The following is a 15,355-nucleotide window of genomic DNA, read 5'->3' on the forward strand; positions in this document are numbered from 1 at the left end:
TGCATTCCTTCCTATCGTTAGGGCCATTCGCGTTACCGCCAGAGGGCCCGGAAGTTCTTGTTTAGAGCTTGATCTCGACGTCGACGCCTGCGGCGAGGTCGAGTTTCATCAATGCGTCGACCGTCTGCGGCGTCGGATCGACGATGTCGAGCAAACGCTTGTGGGTCCGCATCTCGAATTGCTCGCGGCTCTTCTTGTCGATGTGTGGCGAACGGTTGACCGTAAAGCGTTCGATGCGCGTCGGCAGCGGGATGGGACCGCGAACTTCAGCACCGGTACGCTTCGCCGTGTTCACGATCTCGCGGGTCGATGCATCGAGAATACGATGATCGAACGCCTTGAGCCGGATGCGGATGTTTTGGCCGTGCATGGCTTTGTGCTTTCACTTCTCGCAAAAAGATTTGGGGAAGCGCGCTATTCAGAACGCTTCCCCGGAAATGCCTTCTACTCGATAATTTTCGTTACAACGCCCGCGCCGACCGTACGGCCGCCTTCGCGGATAGCGAAACGAACTTTCTCTTCCATGGCGATCGGCTGAACGAGCTCGACTTCGACCGAGACGTTGTCGCCCGGCATAACCATTTCCGTACCTTCGGCGAGCTTAACGGTGCCCGTCACGTCGGTCGTGCGGAAGTAGAACTGCGGACGATAGTTCGTGAAGAACGGCGTGTGACGGCCACCCTCTTCCTTGTTGAGGATGTAGGCCTCAGCGGCGAACTTCTTGTGCGGCTTCACAGAGCCCGGCTTGCAGAGAACCTGGCCGCGCTCGACAGCTTCCTTGTCGATACCGCGCAGGAGGCAGCCGACGTTGTCGCCAGCTTCACCCGAGTCGAGCAGCTTGCGGAACATTTCGACGCCGGTGACAACCGACTTCTGCGTGTCGCGAAGACCGACGATCTCGACTTCTTCGCCAACCTTGATGGTGCCACGCTCGATACGGCCCGTGACGACGGTACCGCGACCGGAGATCGAGAACACGTCTTCGATCGGCATCAGGAACGGCTGATCCTTCGGACGCTCCGGGATCGGGATGTACTCGTCCATGGCTTCGTACAGCTTGATGATCGCTTCGTCAGCGAGCGGGCCCTTCTCACCGTTGAGGGCCTTGACGGCTGCGCCACGGATGACCGGGGTGTCGTCGCCCGGGAAGTTGTACTTCGAGAGAAGTTCACGGACTTCCATTTCGACGAGGTCGAGGAGCTCTTCGTCTTCGACGATGTCGCACTTGTTCAAGAAAACGACGATCTTCGGCACGCCGACCTGGCGAGCGAGAAGGATGTGCTCACGCGTCTGCGGCATCGGGCCGTCAACGGCCGACACAACGAGAATCGCGCCGTCCATCTGGGCTGCGCCGGTGATCATGTTCTTGACGTAGTCGGCGTGGCCGGGGCAGTCGACGTGCGCATAGTGACGGTTCGGGGTCGCGTATTCGACGTGCGACGTGGCGATCGTCAGAATCTTCGTCGGGTCGCGACGGCCCTGGCTTTCAGAAGCCTTGGCAACTTCGTCATAGGCGATCGAGGTCGCCGTCCAGCCGCGGTCGGCCGAAACTTTCGTCAAGGCTGCGGTCAGCGTTGTCTTGCCGTGGTCGACGTGTCCGATCGTACCGACGTTGCAATGCGGCTTGTTCCGCTCAAATTTTGCCTTCGCCATCGTTGGCTCTCCTTAGTCCTACTATCAGGTCCCGGCTCTTGCGACCCGGGAATTTCAGGCTTCATTTTTTAGAACCCAGCGGACGGATACTCTCGCCGGCCAGGTTCAACTTCTTAGGCGTACTTGGCCTTGACCTCGTCCGCCACGTTGCGCGGCACGTCCGCATAGTGTGCGAACTGCATCGAGTACTGCGCGCGACCCGTCGACATCGAACGCAGCGTATTGATGTAACCGAACATGTTCGCGAGCGGGACGAACGCACGAATGACCGTCGCGTTGCCACGCATCTCCTGCGTACGGATCTGGCCGCGCCGCGAGTTGATGTCGCCGATGATGCCGCCGACGAATTCGCCCGGCGACACGACCTCGACGTCCATGATCGGCTCGAGGATCTTAACACCGGCCTTCTCGCAGCCTTCCTTCATGGCAGCACGCGTCGCGATTTCGAAGGCGATCGCGGACGAGTCCACTTCGTGGAACGCGCCGTCATAAAGATTGACCTTCATGTCGACCATCGGGAAGCCGATCAACATGCCGTTGTCCCAGACCGACTTCACGCCCTTTTCGACGCCCGGAATGTATTCCTTCGGAACCGTACCGCCGACGATCGAGGTCGTGAACTCGTTGCCCTTGCCGACTTCGTTCGGCTCGAGCTTGAGCTTGACGCGAGCGAACTGGCCCGTACCGCCGGTCTGCTTCTTGTGCGTGTAGTCGATGTCTGCCGGGCGCGCGAGCGTTTCGCGATAGGCGACCTGCGGAGCGCCCGTCGTGGCTTCGACGCCGTAGGTCCGCTTCAGGATGTCGACTTTAATGTCGAGATGAAGCTCGCCCATGCCTTTGAGGATCGTCTCGCCCGACTCGGGGTGAACCGAGACGCGGAACGAGGGATCTTCCAGCGACAGCGTGTTGAGCGCGATCGCCATCTTTTCCTGGTCGGCCTTCGTCTTCGGCTCAACCTTCATCTCGATGACGGGCTCCGGGAAGTCCATCTTTTCGAGAATGACCGGCTTCTGCGGATCGCAAAGCGTTTCGCCCGTGCGCGTATCTTTCAGGCCCTGCAGAGCGACGATGTCGCCGGCATAAGCTTCCTTGATTTCTTCACGATCCGCGGCGTGCATCAGGTACATGCGGCCGGCGCGCTCTTTCTTGTCGCGCGTCGTGTTCGCAAGCGCCATGCCCTGCTCGAGCTTGCCCGAGTAGATGCGGCAGAACGTGATCGAGCCGACGTGCTCGAAGCTCATGATCTTGAAGGCGATCATGGCCAGCGGTTCGGTGTCCGACGGCTTGCGGAGCAGCTCATCGCCGGTCTTGGGATCAATGCCCTTGTAGGCTTCGCGATCGAGCGGCGACGGCAGATAGTCGACGACCGCGTCGAGCAGCGGCTGAACGCCTTTGTTCTTGAAGGCCGAGCCACAGAACATCGGGTAGAAGGCGCCCTTGACGGTCGCCTTGCGGATCAGCTTGCGCAGCGTATCCTCATCCGGCTCTTTGCCTTCGAGGAATGCCTCGAGTGCTGCGTCGTCCATTTCGACGGCAGCTTCGATCATAGCGGCGCGATATTCGTTCGCCTTGTCGACGAGGTCGGCCGGGATCTCGCCCTCGACCATCTTCGCGTCCTTGCCGTCACCGTCCCAGGTGATGGCCTTCATCTTAACGAGATCGATGACGCCCTGGAAATTCGACTCAGCGCCGATCGGAATCTGCATCGGAACCGGACGCGCACCAAGCTTTGCCTTGATGTCGTCGACGCACATGTAAAAGTCAGCGCCGATCTTATCCATCTTGTTGGCGAAGATAATGCGCGGAACGTTGTACTTATCGCCTTGACGCCAGACGGTTTCCGTCTGCGGCTCGACGCCCTGGTTCGAGTCAAGAACGCAAACAGCGCCGTCGAGCACGCGCAGCGAACGCTCGACTTCGATCGTGAAGTCGACGTGACCTGGGGTGTCGATGATGTTCAGGCGGCGCTTCTTGCCGTCACGGCCGGTCCAGAAACAGGTCGTCGCGGCCGACGTGATCGTGATGCCGCGCTCAGCTTCCTGATCCATAAAGTCCATCGTCGCGGCGCCGTCATGGACTTCGCCGATCTTATAGGACCTGCCGGTGTAGTAGAGGATTCGCTCGGTCGTGGTCGTCTTGCCAGCATCAATGTGAGCCATGATGCCGAAGTTGCGATAATCCTCGATCGGGTATTGCCGGGCCATGTCTGCCTCGAAATCCTTGTAACTTGTCCTACCAGCGGTAGTGCGAGAAGGCGCGGTTGGCTTCAGCCATCTTGTGCGTGTCTTCGCGCTTTTTAACTGCAGTGCCACGATTGTTCGCGGCGTCGAGCAATTCGCCTGAGAGCTTGTCGATCAGCGTCGACTCGTTGCGAGCGCGAGCGGCGGAGATCAACCAGCGGATCGCCAGCGCCTGACGGCGCTCGTTACGAACTTCGACCGGAACCTGATACGTGGCACCGCCGACGCGACGCGAACGAACCTCAACCGACGGCATGACGTTGTCGAGCGCCTGACGGAAAAGATCGATCGGGTTCGCCTTGCCCCGCTGCTCCATCTTTTCGAACGCGCCATAGACCATGCGTTCTGCAACCGACTTCTTGCCGTGCTCCATCACCGCGTTCATGAACTTGGTGACGACGACGTCGTTGAACTTCGGATCCGGGATCACTTCCCGCTTTTGCGCCGCGTGACGACGAGACATCCTGACAGGCCCTTCGCTTCGAATTCTCTTTAAATCTTACAGGCCGACACCGCCGGCCCGAACGAGACCGATTACTTCGGCCGCTTTGCACCGTACTTCGAACGCCGCTGACGACGTGCCGAGACGCCCTGCGTATCAAGCACACCACGGATGATGTGATAACGGACGCCGGGAAGGTCCTTCACGCGGCCGCCGCGGATCAGCACCACGGAGTGCTCCTGAAGGTTATGGCCTTCGCCCGGGATGTAGCCGATCACTTCGTAACCGTTGGTCAGCCGGATCTTGGCGACCTTACGCAGAGCGGAGTTCGGCTTCTTCGGCGTCGTCGTGTAGACGCGCGTGCAGACGCCACGCTTCTGCGGGCACGCTTCCATGTGGCGCGACTTCTCGCGGTAGACTGGCTTTACCCGGGGCTTCCGGATCAACTGTTGTATCGTCGGCATTCGCCCAATCCTGACTTCGGGACACATTCCCGACAGCGGAAATGCGCCAAGCAAACCTGCCAGGTGCGCGAAGTTCGCCCCTAGCAAGAAAAAACCAGAGGATCGTGCCGCCCTTTGGGGGAGACAGATCATGGCCCGTCGATATGCTCTGCTTTATGAACGGGAGCGTTTAGGAGCAAAATAGGCGCTTAAAGCGCCGAGCGACCTACCACCAACCCGTGAGAGTGGGCGGAGCTATATACACACCCGCCATATTGGTCAACAGGGCCGCCGCAGGGTTGCGAAATTATTTTCGCCGAATTCGCCGTCATAAGGCAAACCGAACCTGCGACCTGTTGTCGGCTCGGGCGCGCAGAACGCTTTAAAACCGACAGAAAACCAAATTTTTGGGTGTGCACCGCACTTAAATGGGAATCGCTGAAAATTTTTAAACAGGACTCGCGTCTTCCAGGCTGCTTTGCACCGGTTGGCAGCCCTCTCTCGAGGAAATTTCGAGGTGTCATCCACGGCTTCAGGCCCAGGATCCATTGTACCGCCCTAAAGATAAGAAATGGCCTGTCGAGACAAGGGCGAGGAGACCGTTCTCAACAAATGAAAACGGCCGCCCCAGAGAGGCGGCCGTTGGCATTAGAATGCTCTTGAGAAGCGAGCGGAGATTACTCCGCTGCTTCCTCCGCCGGGCGACGGCGACGGCGTGCAGCCGGGCCTGAGGCGCCGTCAGGCGACGGCAAGTTCGAAGTCTTCGCCTTTTCCTTAGCGATGAGATCGTCACGCTGCATCGCGACCTTGCGGAGCTGACGCAGCATGCCGCCCGTACCGGCCGGAATAAGGCGGCCGACGATGACGTTCTCCTTGAGACCTTCGAGCGTGTCGGACTTGCCGTTGACGGCAGCATCCGTGAGCACGCGCGTTGTCTCCTGGAAGGACGCCGCCGAGATAAACGAGCGCGTCTGCAGCGAGGCCTTGGTGATACCAAGCAGAACCGGGTTCGCGGACGCCGCACGCTTGCCGGCCTTCTGAGCGGCTGCGTTGATTTCCTCGAACTCGATCCGATCGAGTTGCTCACCCTTGATGAGTTCCGTCTCGCCGGCGTCGGTGACTTCAACCTTCTGCAACATCTGACGAACGATGACTTCGATGTGCTTGTCGTTGATCGTCACGCCCTGCAGTCGGTAGACGTCCTGGATCTCGTTGATCAGGTAGTTCGCGAGTTCCTCGACGCCCTTGATCGCCAGGATGTCGTGCGGCGCCGGGTTGCCGTCGTACACGAAATCGCCACGCTCAACGCGATCGCCAGGCTGAACAGCAAGGCTCTTGCCACGCGGGATCAGGTATTCGACCGGCTCCAACGATTCATCGTCAGGCTTGATCGTGATGCGCTGCTTGTTCTTGTAGTCCTTGCCGAACTCAACTGTACCCGAGATGTCCGCGAGGATCGCGTGATCCTTCGGACGGCGGGCTTCGAAGAGTTCCGCGACGCGCGGTAGACCGCCGGTGATGTCACCGGACTTCGCCGACGCCGTCGGAATACGAGCAAGAACGTCGCCCGCCTTCACTTCCGTGCCGCGATCGACCGACAGAACGGCTTCGACCGACAAGAGGTAGCGAGCGTCACCGCCGCGCGCGACCTTGATCGGCTTGCCCTTCGAGTCCTTGATCACGATGGCAGGCTTCAGCTCGGAGCCCTTCGGAGACGTGCGCCAGTCGATAATGACCCGGTTCGACGTACCCTTCATTTCGTCGGTCTGTTCGCGGACCGACGAGCCTTCGATCAAGTCTTCGAAGTCGACGAAGCCGTCGGCTTCCGACAGGATCGGACGGGTGTAGGGATCCCACTGCGCGATCTTGGTGCCGCGCTTCACGGTATCGCCTTCATCGACAAAGATGCGCGAGCCGTAGCTGATCTTGTGAGTCGCGAGTTCCTTGCCCGTCTGGTCGACGATGATGACCGACATGATGCGGCTCGTCGCAACGTTCTGGCCCTTCGAGTCCTTGGCGATCGCACGGTTCTTCAGCTTCACGGTGCCGTTAAAGTTCGACTCGATGAAGGACGAGTCGACCAAGTTGGCCGTGCCGCCGATGTGGAACGTACGCATCGTCAGCTGCGTGCCCGGCTCACCGATCGACTGTGCGGCGATGACGCCGACAGCTTCACCGATGTTGACCGGCGTACCGCGAGCGAGGTCGCGGCCGTAGCACTTGGCGCACACGCCGTTGACCGTCTCGCAGGTCAGCACCGAACGGATACGAACTTCCTGAAGCTCGGCCTTGCCGATGAGATCGGCGTGCTTTTCTTCGATTAGTTCGCCGTTGGCGACGATGATCTCGCCCGTCGTCGGGTGCTTGATGTCTTCGGCTGCCGTACGGCCCAGCGAGCGCGCCGCAAGCGACACGATCACCTGACCGGCGTCGACGACTGCCTGCACGTTAATGCCGGCATCGGTTCCGCAATCGACTTCAGAGATGATGGCGTCCTGCGCGACGTCGACGAGACGACGCGTGAGGTAGCCCGAGTTCGCCGTCTTCAAGGCGGTGTCTGCAAGACCCTTACGGGCACCGTGGGTCGAGTTGAAGTACTCGAGAACCGACAGGCCTTCCTTGAAGTTCGAGATGATCGGCGTCTCAATGATTTCGCCCGAAGGCTTCGTCATGAGGCCGCGCATACCGGCGAGCTGCTTCATCTGCGCCGGCGAACCGCGCGCGCCCGAGTGGCTCATCATGTAGACCGAGTTGATCGGACGCTCGCGTCCGGTCGTAGCGTCCTTCTGAACCGCCGAGATGCGGTCCATCATTTCCTTGGCGATCTGATCGGTGCAGCGCGACCAGGCGTCGACGACCTTGTTGTACTTCTCGAGCTGCGTGATCAGGCCGTCCTGATACTGCTGTTCGAAGTCGCGGACCTCGACGTTGGTCTTCTCGACGATCTTCTCCTTCGTCTCCGGGATGAGCATGTCGTCCTTGCCGAACGAGATGCCAGCCTTGAAGGCGTGATGGAAGCCGAGCGCCATGATCCGATCGCAGAATATGACCGTCTCTTTCTGACCGCAGTTACGGTAGACCAAGTCGATCAGACCGGAGATGTTCTTCTTCGTCAGAAGCTGGTTCGCCATAGAGAACTTCATGCCCGGCATCTTCGGCAGATGCTGTGCGAGAAGCAGACGGCCCGGCGTCGTCTCGTGGATCTCCGAGACTTCCTCGCCCTCATCATTGATCGCGTTATAGCGGCCTTTGATCTTGGCGTGCAGCGTGACGGACTTCGATTCAAGGGCGTGAAGCACCTCGTTGATCGAGCCCAACATCATGCCTTCGCCGGGCTCGCCGTCGCGCATCATCGACAGATAGTAGAGACCCAACACGATGTCCTGCGACGGCACGATGATCGGCTGGCCGCTCGCGGGATGCAGGATGTTGTTCGTCGACATCATCAGGACGCGCGCTTCGAGCTGCGCTTCGAGCGACAGCGGAACGTGCACGGCCATCTGGTCGCCGTCGAAGTCTGCGTTGAAGGCAGCGCAAACCAGCGGATGAAGCTGGATCGCCTTACCCTCGATGAGTTGTGGCTCGAACGCCTGAATGCCGAGACGGTGAAGCGTCGGGGCGCGGTTCAGCATCACCGGATGCTCGCGAATGACTTCGTCGAGGACGTCCCAAACCTCGGGCTTTTCCTTTTCGACGAGCTTCTTCGCCTGCTTTACGGTCGCGGCTTGGCCGAGCGTCTGGAGGCGCGCGTAGATGAAGGGCTTGAACAGCTCAAGCGCCATCTTCTTCGGCAGGCCGCACTGGTGCAGCTTGAGTTCCGGACCGACAACGATGACCGAACGGCCGGAGTAGTCGACGCGCTTGCCGAGCAGGTTCTGACGGAAGCGGCCCTGCTTGCCCTTCAGCATGTCGGCGAGCGACTTCAGCGGACGCTTGTTGGCGCCGGTGATGACGCGGCCGCGACGGCCGTTGTCGAACAGAGCGTCGACGGCCTCCTGCAGCATGCGCTTTTCGTTGCGAATGATGATATCCGGCGCGCGCAGCTCCATCAGCCGCTTCAGGCGGTTGTTACGGTTGATGACGCGGCGATAGAGATCGTTCAGGTCCGACGTCGCAAAGCGGCCGCCATCGAGCGGAACAAGCGGACGCAGTTCCGGCGGGATGACCGGAACTTGCGTCAGGATCATCCACTCCGGACGGTTGCCCGATTCCATGAAGGCTTCGATCACCTTCAGGCGCTTGCCGAGCTTCTTCGGCTTCAGTTCGGTCGTCGCCTCGGCGATCTCCTGGCGAAGGTCCTGCGCGATCTTCGGCAGGTCCATGGCGGACAGAAGCTCGCGGATCGCCTCAGCGCCGATGCCGGCGGTGAAGGTATCTGCGCCGTACTCGTCGATCGCCTGGTTGTACTGCTCTTCCGTCAGCAGCTGGCGCTCAGCGAACGGCGTCGTGCCCGGCTCGATGACGATGTAGTTCTCAAAATAAAGAACGCGCTCAAGGTCCTTCAGCGCCATGTCCATCAGCAAGCCGATGCGCGAGGGCAGCGACTTCAGGAACCAGATGTGCGCAACGGGAGCCGCAAGCTCGATGTGGCCCATGCGCTCGCGGCGAACCTTTGCGAGCGTCACTTCCACGCCGCACTTTTCGCAGATCAGGCCCTTGTACTTCATGCGCTTGTACTTGCCGCACAAGCATTCGTAGTCCTTGATCGGTCCGAAGATGCGCGCACAGAACAGGCCGTCGCGCTCCGGCTTGAAGGTACGATAGTTGATCGTCTCGGGCTTTTTGATCTCGCCGTAGGACCAGGACAGGATGTCCTCGGGCGAGGCGATCGAGATCCGGATCTGATCGAAGACCGGAGCGGGAGCCTGCGATTTAAAGATGTTGGTAATTTCGTTCATCGGCTGTCTCCTCATGGGCGCGGCTGGGGTGACCGTGCCCGTGGAATTTAGTGGTCGTGTTTTGCCGATCTCCGCCCTTCCCGGGGGGCGGAGATCGTCTTCGATGTTCGTTATTCAGCCGCTGGCGGAAGCTGCGCCTGGGGTTCCTCGGGCGTCTCCGGCTGATCGTTTTCTGCTTCGATCTGCGGCAGCTCGCTGTTGACGAGCTCGACGTTGAGACCCAACGCGCGCATTTCCTTGACGAGCACGTTGAAGCTTTCTGGCACGCCGGCTTCGAACGCATCGTCACCACGGACGATCGCCTCGTAGACCTTGGTGCGGCCGGCGACGTCGTCCGACTTCACGGTCAGCATTTCCTGCAGCGTGTAGGCGGCGCCGTAAGCTTCCAGAGCCCAGACCTCCATTTCGCCGAAGCGCTGGCCGCCGAACTGCGCCTTACCGCCCAGCGGCTGCTGGGTAACGAGCGAGTACGGACCGATCGAACGAGCATGGATCTTGTCGTCGACAAGGTGGTGCAGCTTCAGAACGTACTTGTAGCCGACGGTGACCTTGCGATCGAACGGCTCGCCCGTGCGGCCGTCGAACAGCGTCACCTGGCCCGACGTATCGAAACCTGCGAGCTGCAGCATTTCGACGATGTCTTTCTCACGCGCGCCGTCGAACACCGGCGTCGCAATCGGAACGCCCGTGCGCAGGTTCTGAGCGACGCCCACAAGCTCATCGTCTTTCAACGACGACTTGATGACGTCCTGACCGTAAACGCGCTCCATCTGTTCGCGGAGAGCCTGCGCCTGGCCGCTCTCGTGGAACTGATGCAATGCGTCGTCGATCATGCGGCCAAGGCCGCGGCACGCCCAGCCAAGATGCGTTTCGAGGATCTGTCCGACGTTCATGCGGCTCGGCACGCCGAGCGGGTTCAGAACGACGTCGACCGGCGTGCCGTCTTCGAGGAACGGCATGTCTTCCGACGGGACGATCATCGACACGACACCCTTGTTGCCGTGACGGCCGGCCATCTTGTCGCCCGGCTGGATCTTGCGCTTCACCGCGACGAAGACCTTGACCATCTTCATCACGCCCGGCGGCAGCTCGTCACCGCGCTGCAGCTTGTCGACCTTGTCGGCAAAACGCAGACCGAGGCCCTTCTTGGCGTCTTCGTACTGCTTCTGGATGGCTTCGACTTCGGCCTGCGCCTTCTCATTGGCAAGACCGATTTCCCACCACTGGCTACGCGGGATGTCGTCGAGGATCACGTTGTCGATGATCGTACCCTTACGGGCGTTCTTCGGACCCTTCGCGACTTCCTTGCCCATCAGTGCGTCTTTCAGACGGGCGTAGACGTTGCGGTCGAGGATCTGAAGCTCGTCGTCGCGGTCTTTTGCGAGACGCTCGATCTCTTCGCGCTCGATCGCCATCGCACGCTCGTCTTTCTCGACGCCGTGACGATTGAAGACGCGGACTTCGACGATCGTGCCGGCGACGCCCGGCGGCAGACGCAGCGAGGTATCGCGAACGTCAGACGCCTTTTCACCGAAGATGGCGCGCAGAAGCTTTTCTTCCGGCGTCATCGGGCTTTCGCCCTTCGGCGTGATCTTGCCGACCAGAATGTCACCCGGATGGACTTCGGCGCCGATGTAGACGATGCCGGCTTCGTCGAGGTTCTTCAGCGCTTCTTCCGAGACGTTCGGAATATCGCGCGTGATTTCCTCAGGTCCGAGCTTCGTATCGCGAGCCATGACCTCGAATTCCTCGATGTGGATCGAGGTGAACACGTCTTCGGAGACGACGCGCTCGTTCATCAGGATCGAGTCTTCGAAGTTGTAGCCCATCCACGGCATGAACGCGACGAGCACGTTCTTGCCGAGCGCCAGCTCGCCGAGTTCGGTCGAAGGACCGTCAGCGATGATGTCGCCTGCCTTGACGTGATCGCCGACGTTAATCAGCGGACGCTGGTTGATACAGGTGTTCTGGTTCGAACGCTGGAACTTGCGCAGACGATAGATGTCGACGCCCGGCTTCGAAGGGTCCTGCTCTTCCGTTGCGCGGATAACGATACGGGTTGCGTCGACCTGATCGACGATGCCCGTACGGCGTGCCGCGATGGCAGCGCCCGAGTCCTGCGCCACGCGCTCTTCCATGCCGGTGCCGACCAGCGGCGCTTCCGCCTTGATCAGCGGCACGGCCTGACGCTGCATGTTCGAGCCCATGAGCGCGCGGTTGGCGTCGTCGTTCTCAAGGAACGGGATGAGCGCGGCCGCGACCGACACGAGCTGCTTCGGCGACACGTCGATGTAATCGACCTTGTCGGTCGGAACGAGCATCACATCGCCCTGGTAGCGAACGGTGACGAGGTCTTCCGTCATCTTGCCCTTGGCATCGATGGCAGCGTTTGCCTGCGCAACGTGATGGCGCATCTCTTCCATGGCGGAGAGGTAGGCAACCTCGTCGGTGACGCGGCCGTTGATGACCTTGCGGTACGGGCTTTCGATGAAGCCGTATTTGTTCACGCGCGCGAACGTCGCGAGCGAGTTGATCAGACCGATGTTCGGACCTTCCGGCGTCTCAATCGGGCAGATACGGCCATAGTGCGTCGGATGCACGTCGCGGACTTCGAAGCCCGCGCGTTCACGCGTCAGACCGCCCGGTCCAAGAGCCGAGAGACGGCGCTTGTGGGTGATTTCCGACAGCGGGTTCGTCTGGTCCATGAACTGCGAGAGCTGGGACGAACCGAAGAACTCGCGCACCGCAGCCGCTGCCGGCTTGGCGTTGATCAGGTCCTGCGGCATCACCGTGTCGATATCGACCGACGACATGCGCTCCTTGATGGCGCGCTCCATGCGGAGCAGGCCGACGCGATACTGGTTCTCCATCAGCTCGCCGACTGAGCGAACGCGACGGTTGCCCAAGTGGTCGATGTCGTCGATTTCGCCCTTGCCGTCGCGCAGATCGACAAGCGTCTTCACGACCGCGAGGATGTCCTCACGGCGCAGCACGCGCATCGTATCAGGCGCATCGAGTTCGAGGCGCATGTTCATCTTCACGCGGCCGACGGCCGAGAGATCGAAACGCTCCGGATCGAAGAACAGGCCATGGAACAGCGCGGTCGCCGCTTCGATGGTCGGCGGCTCGCCCGGGCGCATGACCCGGTAGATGTCCATCAGCGCTTCCTGCTGATTGGCGTTCTTGTCGATGTTGAGCGTGTTGCGGATGAACGCGCCGGTGTTGACGTAGTCGATGTCGAGGATGTGGAATTCCTTGACCTTCTGCTCCTTGAGCTCGGCCAACAGATTCTCATCCAGCTCGTCACCGGCTTCGGCGAAGATCTTGCCCGTCTCCATATCGACGATGTCTTCGGCGATGAAGCGGCCTGCGAGGTCCTCAGCGGAGATCAGGATTTCCTTGATGCCGCTTTCGGCGATCTCGCGCGAACGGCGTGCGGTGATCTTCTCGCCAGCGCGCGCAATCACTTCACCGGTCTTAGCGTCGGCGATGTCGGACTGCGGAGTAACGCCGCGGAACTTCTCGGGCAGGAACGGCATTTTCCAGCCGCGCTTCGATTCCTTGATCGAGATGTGCTTGTAGAAGTGCGCGAGGATCTCTTCGTCGTCGAGGCCCAAGGCATAGAGCATCGTCGTCACCGGCAGCTTGCGGCGGCGGTCGATACGGACATAGACGATGTCTTTCGCGTCGAACTCGAAGTCGAGCCAGGAACCGCGATACGGAATGATGCGAGCTGCGAACAATAGCTTGCCCGAAGAGTGCGTCTTGCCGCGATCGTGGTCGAAGAAGACGCCCGGCGAACGGTGCATCTGCGAGACGATCACGCGCTCGGTGCCGTTGATGATGAAGGTGCCGTTCGACGTCATGAGCGGCATGTCGCCCATGTAGACGTCCTGCTCCTTGACGTCCTTGATCGACTTCGAGCCCGTCTCTTCGTTCACATCGAACACGATCAGGCGCAGCTTGACCTTGAGCGGCGCTGCGAACGTCATGTCGCGCTGCATACACTCGTCGACGTCGAACTTCGGCGGCTCGAATTCGTAGCTGACGAATTCCAGCGTCGACTTGCCGGCGAAATCGGAGATCGGGAAAACGCCCTTGAACACCGACTGCAAGCCGAAATCGTCCGGCCTGCCGCCCGGGGGCTCTTTGACCATCAAGAAGTCATCGTAAGACGCTTTCTGAACCTCGATGAGGTTCGGCATCTCCGCGACTTCTCCGATAGAACCAAACTGCTTCCGGAGGCGTTTGCGGCTGGTGAGGGTTTGAGCCATATCGGTCCCTTCGTGCTCTCGTATGCGGGTAGTCCCGCGATCCAAATGCGACGCGCTCAGGGTCCCTGGAGAACTGGGACCTCTTGAAACGGTTCACCGGAGGGTCCTTTTTCGAGGTTCGAAAACCCCAGGACCCTCCGGAAAACCGTTTTTTATTTTGCGCATTGCGCGCCCCCTTCTGGGAAGCCGGCCGCAATGCGCGGTATGCGCAGGCATCAACACCGGCCGGGAGCGACCCAGCCGGTGTTGATCGTCAATTACTTCACTTCGACGACAGCGCCCTGATCCTCAAGCTGCTTCTTGAGCTTCTGGGCTTCGTCCTTCGAAACGCCTTCCTTCACGGTCTTGCCGCCGGCCTCGACGAGGTCCTTGGCTTCCTTCAGGCCGAGGCCCGTGATGGCGCGAACTTCCTTGATGACGTTGATCTTCTTGTCGCCACCCGACTTCAGGATAACGGTGAACTCCGTCTGCTCTTCGGCCGGAGCAGCAGCAGCGCCGCCAGCAGCGGGAGCAGCAACGGCGACGGCAGCAGCAGCCGAAACGCCCCACTTCTCTTCCAGCATCTTGGCAAGCTCAGCGGCTTCGAGCACGGTGAGTGCCGACAAGTCTTCAACGATTTTCTCGATCTTAGACATATATAGTGTCCTTCCGGTTTGAACCTAGTGGTTGAATTGCAGCACCCCCTGCGGGCCGTGCTGCGTAGCTCTTCGAGGGCTCAAAGCCCCACAACTTCCGATGGTTAGGCTGCTGCCTCTTCCTTCGACGCCTTGGCCTGAATGACGCGGGCCAGCTTGGCACCGGGCTCCTTGACGGTCCGGGCGATCTTGGTCGCCGGAGCGTTGAGGAGGCCAATGAGCTTGGCGCGGAGTTCATCAAGCGACGGCAGTTCGGCAAGGGCCTGCACGCCTTTCGCGTCAAGGATGGTCTTGCCCATCGCGCCACCCAGGATCACGAGCTTGTCGTTGCCCTTGGCGTACGTGACGGTCGCCTTCGCCGCGGCGATCGGATCTTGCGAGAAGGCCAGGATGGTCGGCCCCGTCAAAATCTCCGAAAGCTTCTCGGCGTCGGTATCCTTGAGCGCGAGCTGCGCCAGCTTGTTCTTGGCCACCTTCACAGAGCCGCCGGCTTCTTTAACGCGCCTGCGGAACTCTGCGGATTGAGCGGCCACCATGCCGGTGTTGTGGGCGACAACGACCACACCCGTGCTTTTCAGCGTGGTGTGGAGGCTATCGATGAGCTCACGTTTCGCGGCTCTATCCACGTCTCGTCTCCTTGCTGCGAAGCTTCATTTGCGAAGCCTCGCGGGTTGCACCTTTGCCGCCGTCTCCGGTGAGGGATCAGGCGACGTTAGTCTGTCCTCGTTCCCGTGGACCGCGAGTAGCGGCACGGTGCTGACCCAGAAGGT

9 protein-coding genes are annotated in these 15,355 nt (G+C 60.5%); all 9 read right to left on the minus strand.

The genetic code is table 11. The features are described from left to right. Nucleotides 1-61: 61 nt before the first annotated feature. Nucleotides 62-370 carry a 30S ribosomal protein S10 gene (gene rpsJ, locus HYP802_RS0114970; RefSeq protein ID WP_013215045.1) on the minus strand — a complete coding sequence of 103 codons (309 nt, stop codon included), beginning with the start codon at nt 368-370 and terminating at the stop codon, nt 62-64. Nucleotides 371-444: 74 nt separating this feature from the next. After that, nucleotides 445-1,653 carry an elongation factor Tu gene (gene tuf / locus HYP802_RS0114975; protein WP_013948193.1) on the minus strand — a complete coding sequence of 403 codons (1,209 nt, stop codon included), beginning with the start codon at nt 1,651-1,653 and terminating at the stop codon, nt 445-447. A 113-nt stretch (nt 1,654-1,766) separates the two neighbouring features. Next, complete coding sequence (gene fusA, locus HYP802_RS0114980) at nt 1,767-3,857, minus strand: elongation factor G (RefSeq protein ID WP_013948194.1); 2,091 nt, start codon at nt 3,855-3,857, stop codon at nt 1,767-1,769. 28 nt (nt 3,858-3,885) lie between these two features. Then, nucleotides 3,886-4,356, minus strand: a complete 471-nt coding sequence (gene rpsG / locus HYP802_RS0114985; RefSeq protein ID WP_013948195.1) for a 30S ribosomal protein S7 — start codon at nt 4,354-4,356, stop codon at nt 3,886-3,888. 71 nt (nt 4,357-4,427) lie between these two features. Next, nucleotides 4,428-4,799, minus strand: a complete 372-nt coding sequence (rpsL, locus tag HYP802_RS0114990; protein WP_013948196.1) for a 30S ribosomal protein S12 — start codon at nt 4,797-4,799, stop codon at nt 4,428-4,430. 656 nt (nt 4,800-5,455) lie between these two features. Continuing rightward, a complete protein-coding gene (gene rpoC / locus HYP802_RS0114995; protein WP_013948198.1) occupies nt 5,456-9,676 on the minus strand; it encodes a DNA-directed RNA polymerase subunit beta' in 4,221 nt (1,406 codons plus the stop codon). Nucleotides 9,677-9,786: 110 nt separating this feature from the next. Then, on the minus strand, nt 9,787-13,950 hold the full coding sequence (gene rpoB, locus HYP802_RS0115000; RefSeq protein WP_013948199.1) for a DNA-directed RNA polymerase subunit beta: 4,164 nt from the start codon (nt 13,948-13,950) through the stop codon (nt 9,787-9,789). A gap of 257 nt (nt 13,951-14,207) precedes the next feature. Continuing rightward, complete coding sequence (gene rplL / locus HYP802_RS0115005) at nt 14,208-14,585, minus strand: 50S ribosomal protein L7/L12 (protein ID WP_013948200.1); 378 nt, start codon at nt 14,583-14,585, stop codon at nt 14,208-14,210. 104 nt (nt 14,586-14,689) lie between these two features. Next, entirely contained in the window at nt 14,690-15,211 is a 522-nt protein-coding gene (gene rplJ / locus HYP802_RS0115010) for a 50S ribosomal protein L10 (RefSeq protein ID WP_013948201.1), read from the minus strand. Between the last annotated feature and the right edge of the window lie 144 nt (nt 15,212-15,355).

The organism is Hyphomicrobium sp. 802, from assembly GCF_000526135.1.
Lineage (GTDB): Bacteria > Pseudomonadota > Alphaproteobacteria > Rhizobiales > Hyphomicrobiaceae > Hyphomicrobium_B.

Coding starts and splice junctions, on each gene's coding strand:
- rpoB (WP_013948199.1), bottom strand. CDS start 13,950: ATGGCTCAAACCCTCACCAGCCGCAAACGCCTCCGGAAGCAGTTTGGT.
- rpsJ (WP_013215045.1), bottom strand. CDS start 370: ATGCACGGCCAAAACATCCGCATCCGGCTCAAGGCGTTCGATCATCGT.
- rpsG (WP_013948195.1), bottom strand. CDS start 4,356: ATGTCTCGTCGTCACGCGGCGCAAAAGCGGGAAGTGATCCCGGATCCG.
- fusA (WP_013948194.1), bottom strand. CDS start 3,857: ATGGCCCGGCAATACCCGATCGAGGATTATCGCAACTTCGGCATCATG.
- rpoC (WP_013948198.1), bottom strand. CDS start 9,676: ATGAACGAAATTACCAACATCTTTAAATCGCAGGCTCCCGCTCCGGTC.
- rplL (WP_013948200.1), bottom strand. CDS start 14,585: ATGTCTAAGATCGAGAAAATCGTTGAAGACTTGTCGGCACTCACCGTG.
- rpsL (WP_013948196.1), bottom strand. CDS start 4,799: ATGCCGACGATACAACAGTTGATCCGGAAGCCCCGGGTAAAGCCAGTC.
- tuf (WP_013948193.1), bottom strand. CDS start 1,653: ATGGCGAAGGCAAAATTTGAGCGGAACAAGCCGCATTGCAACGTCGGT.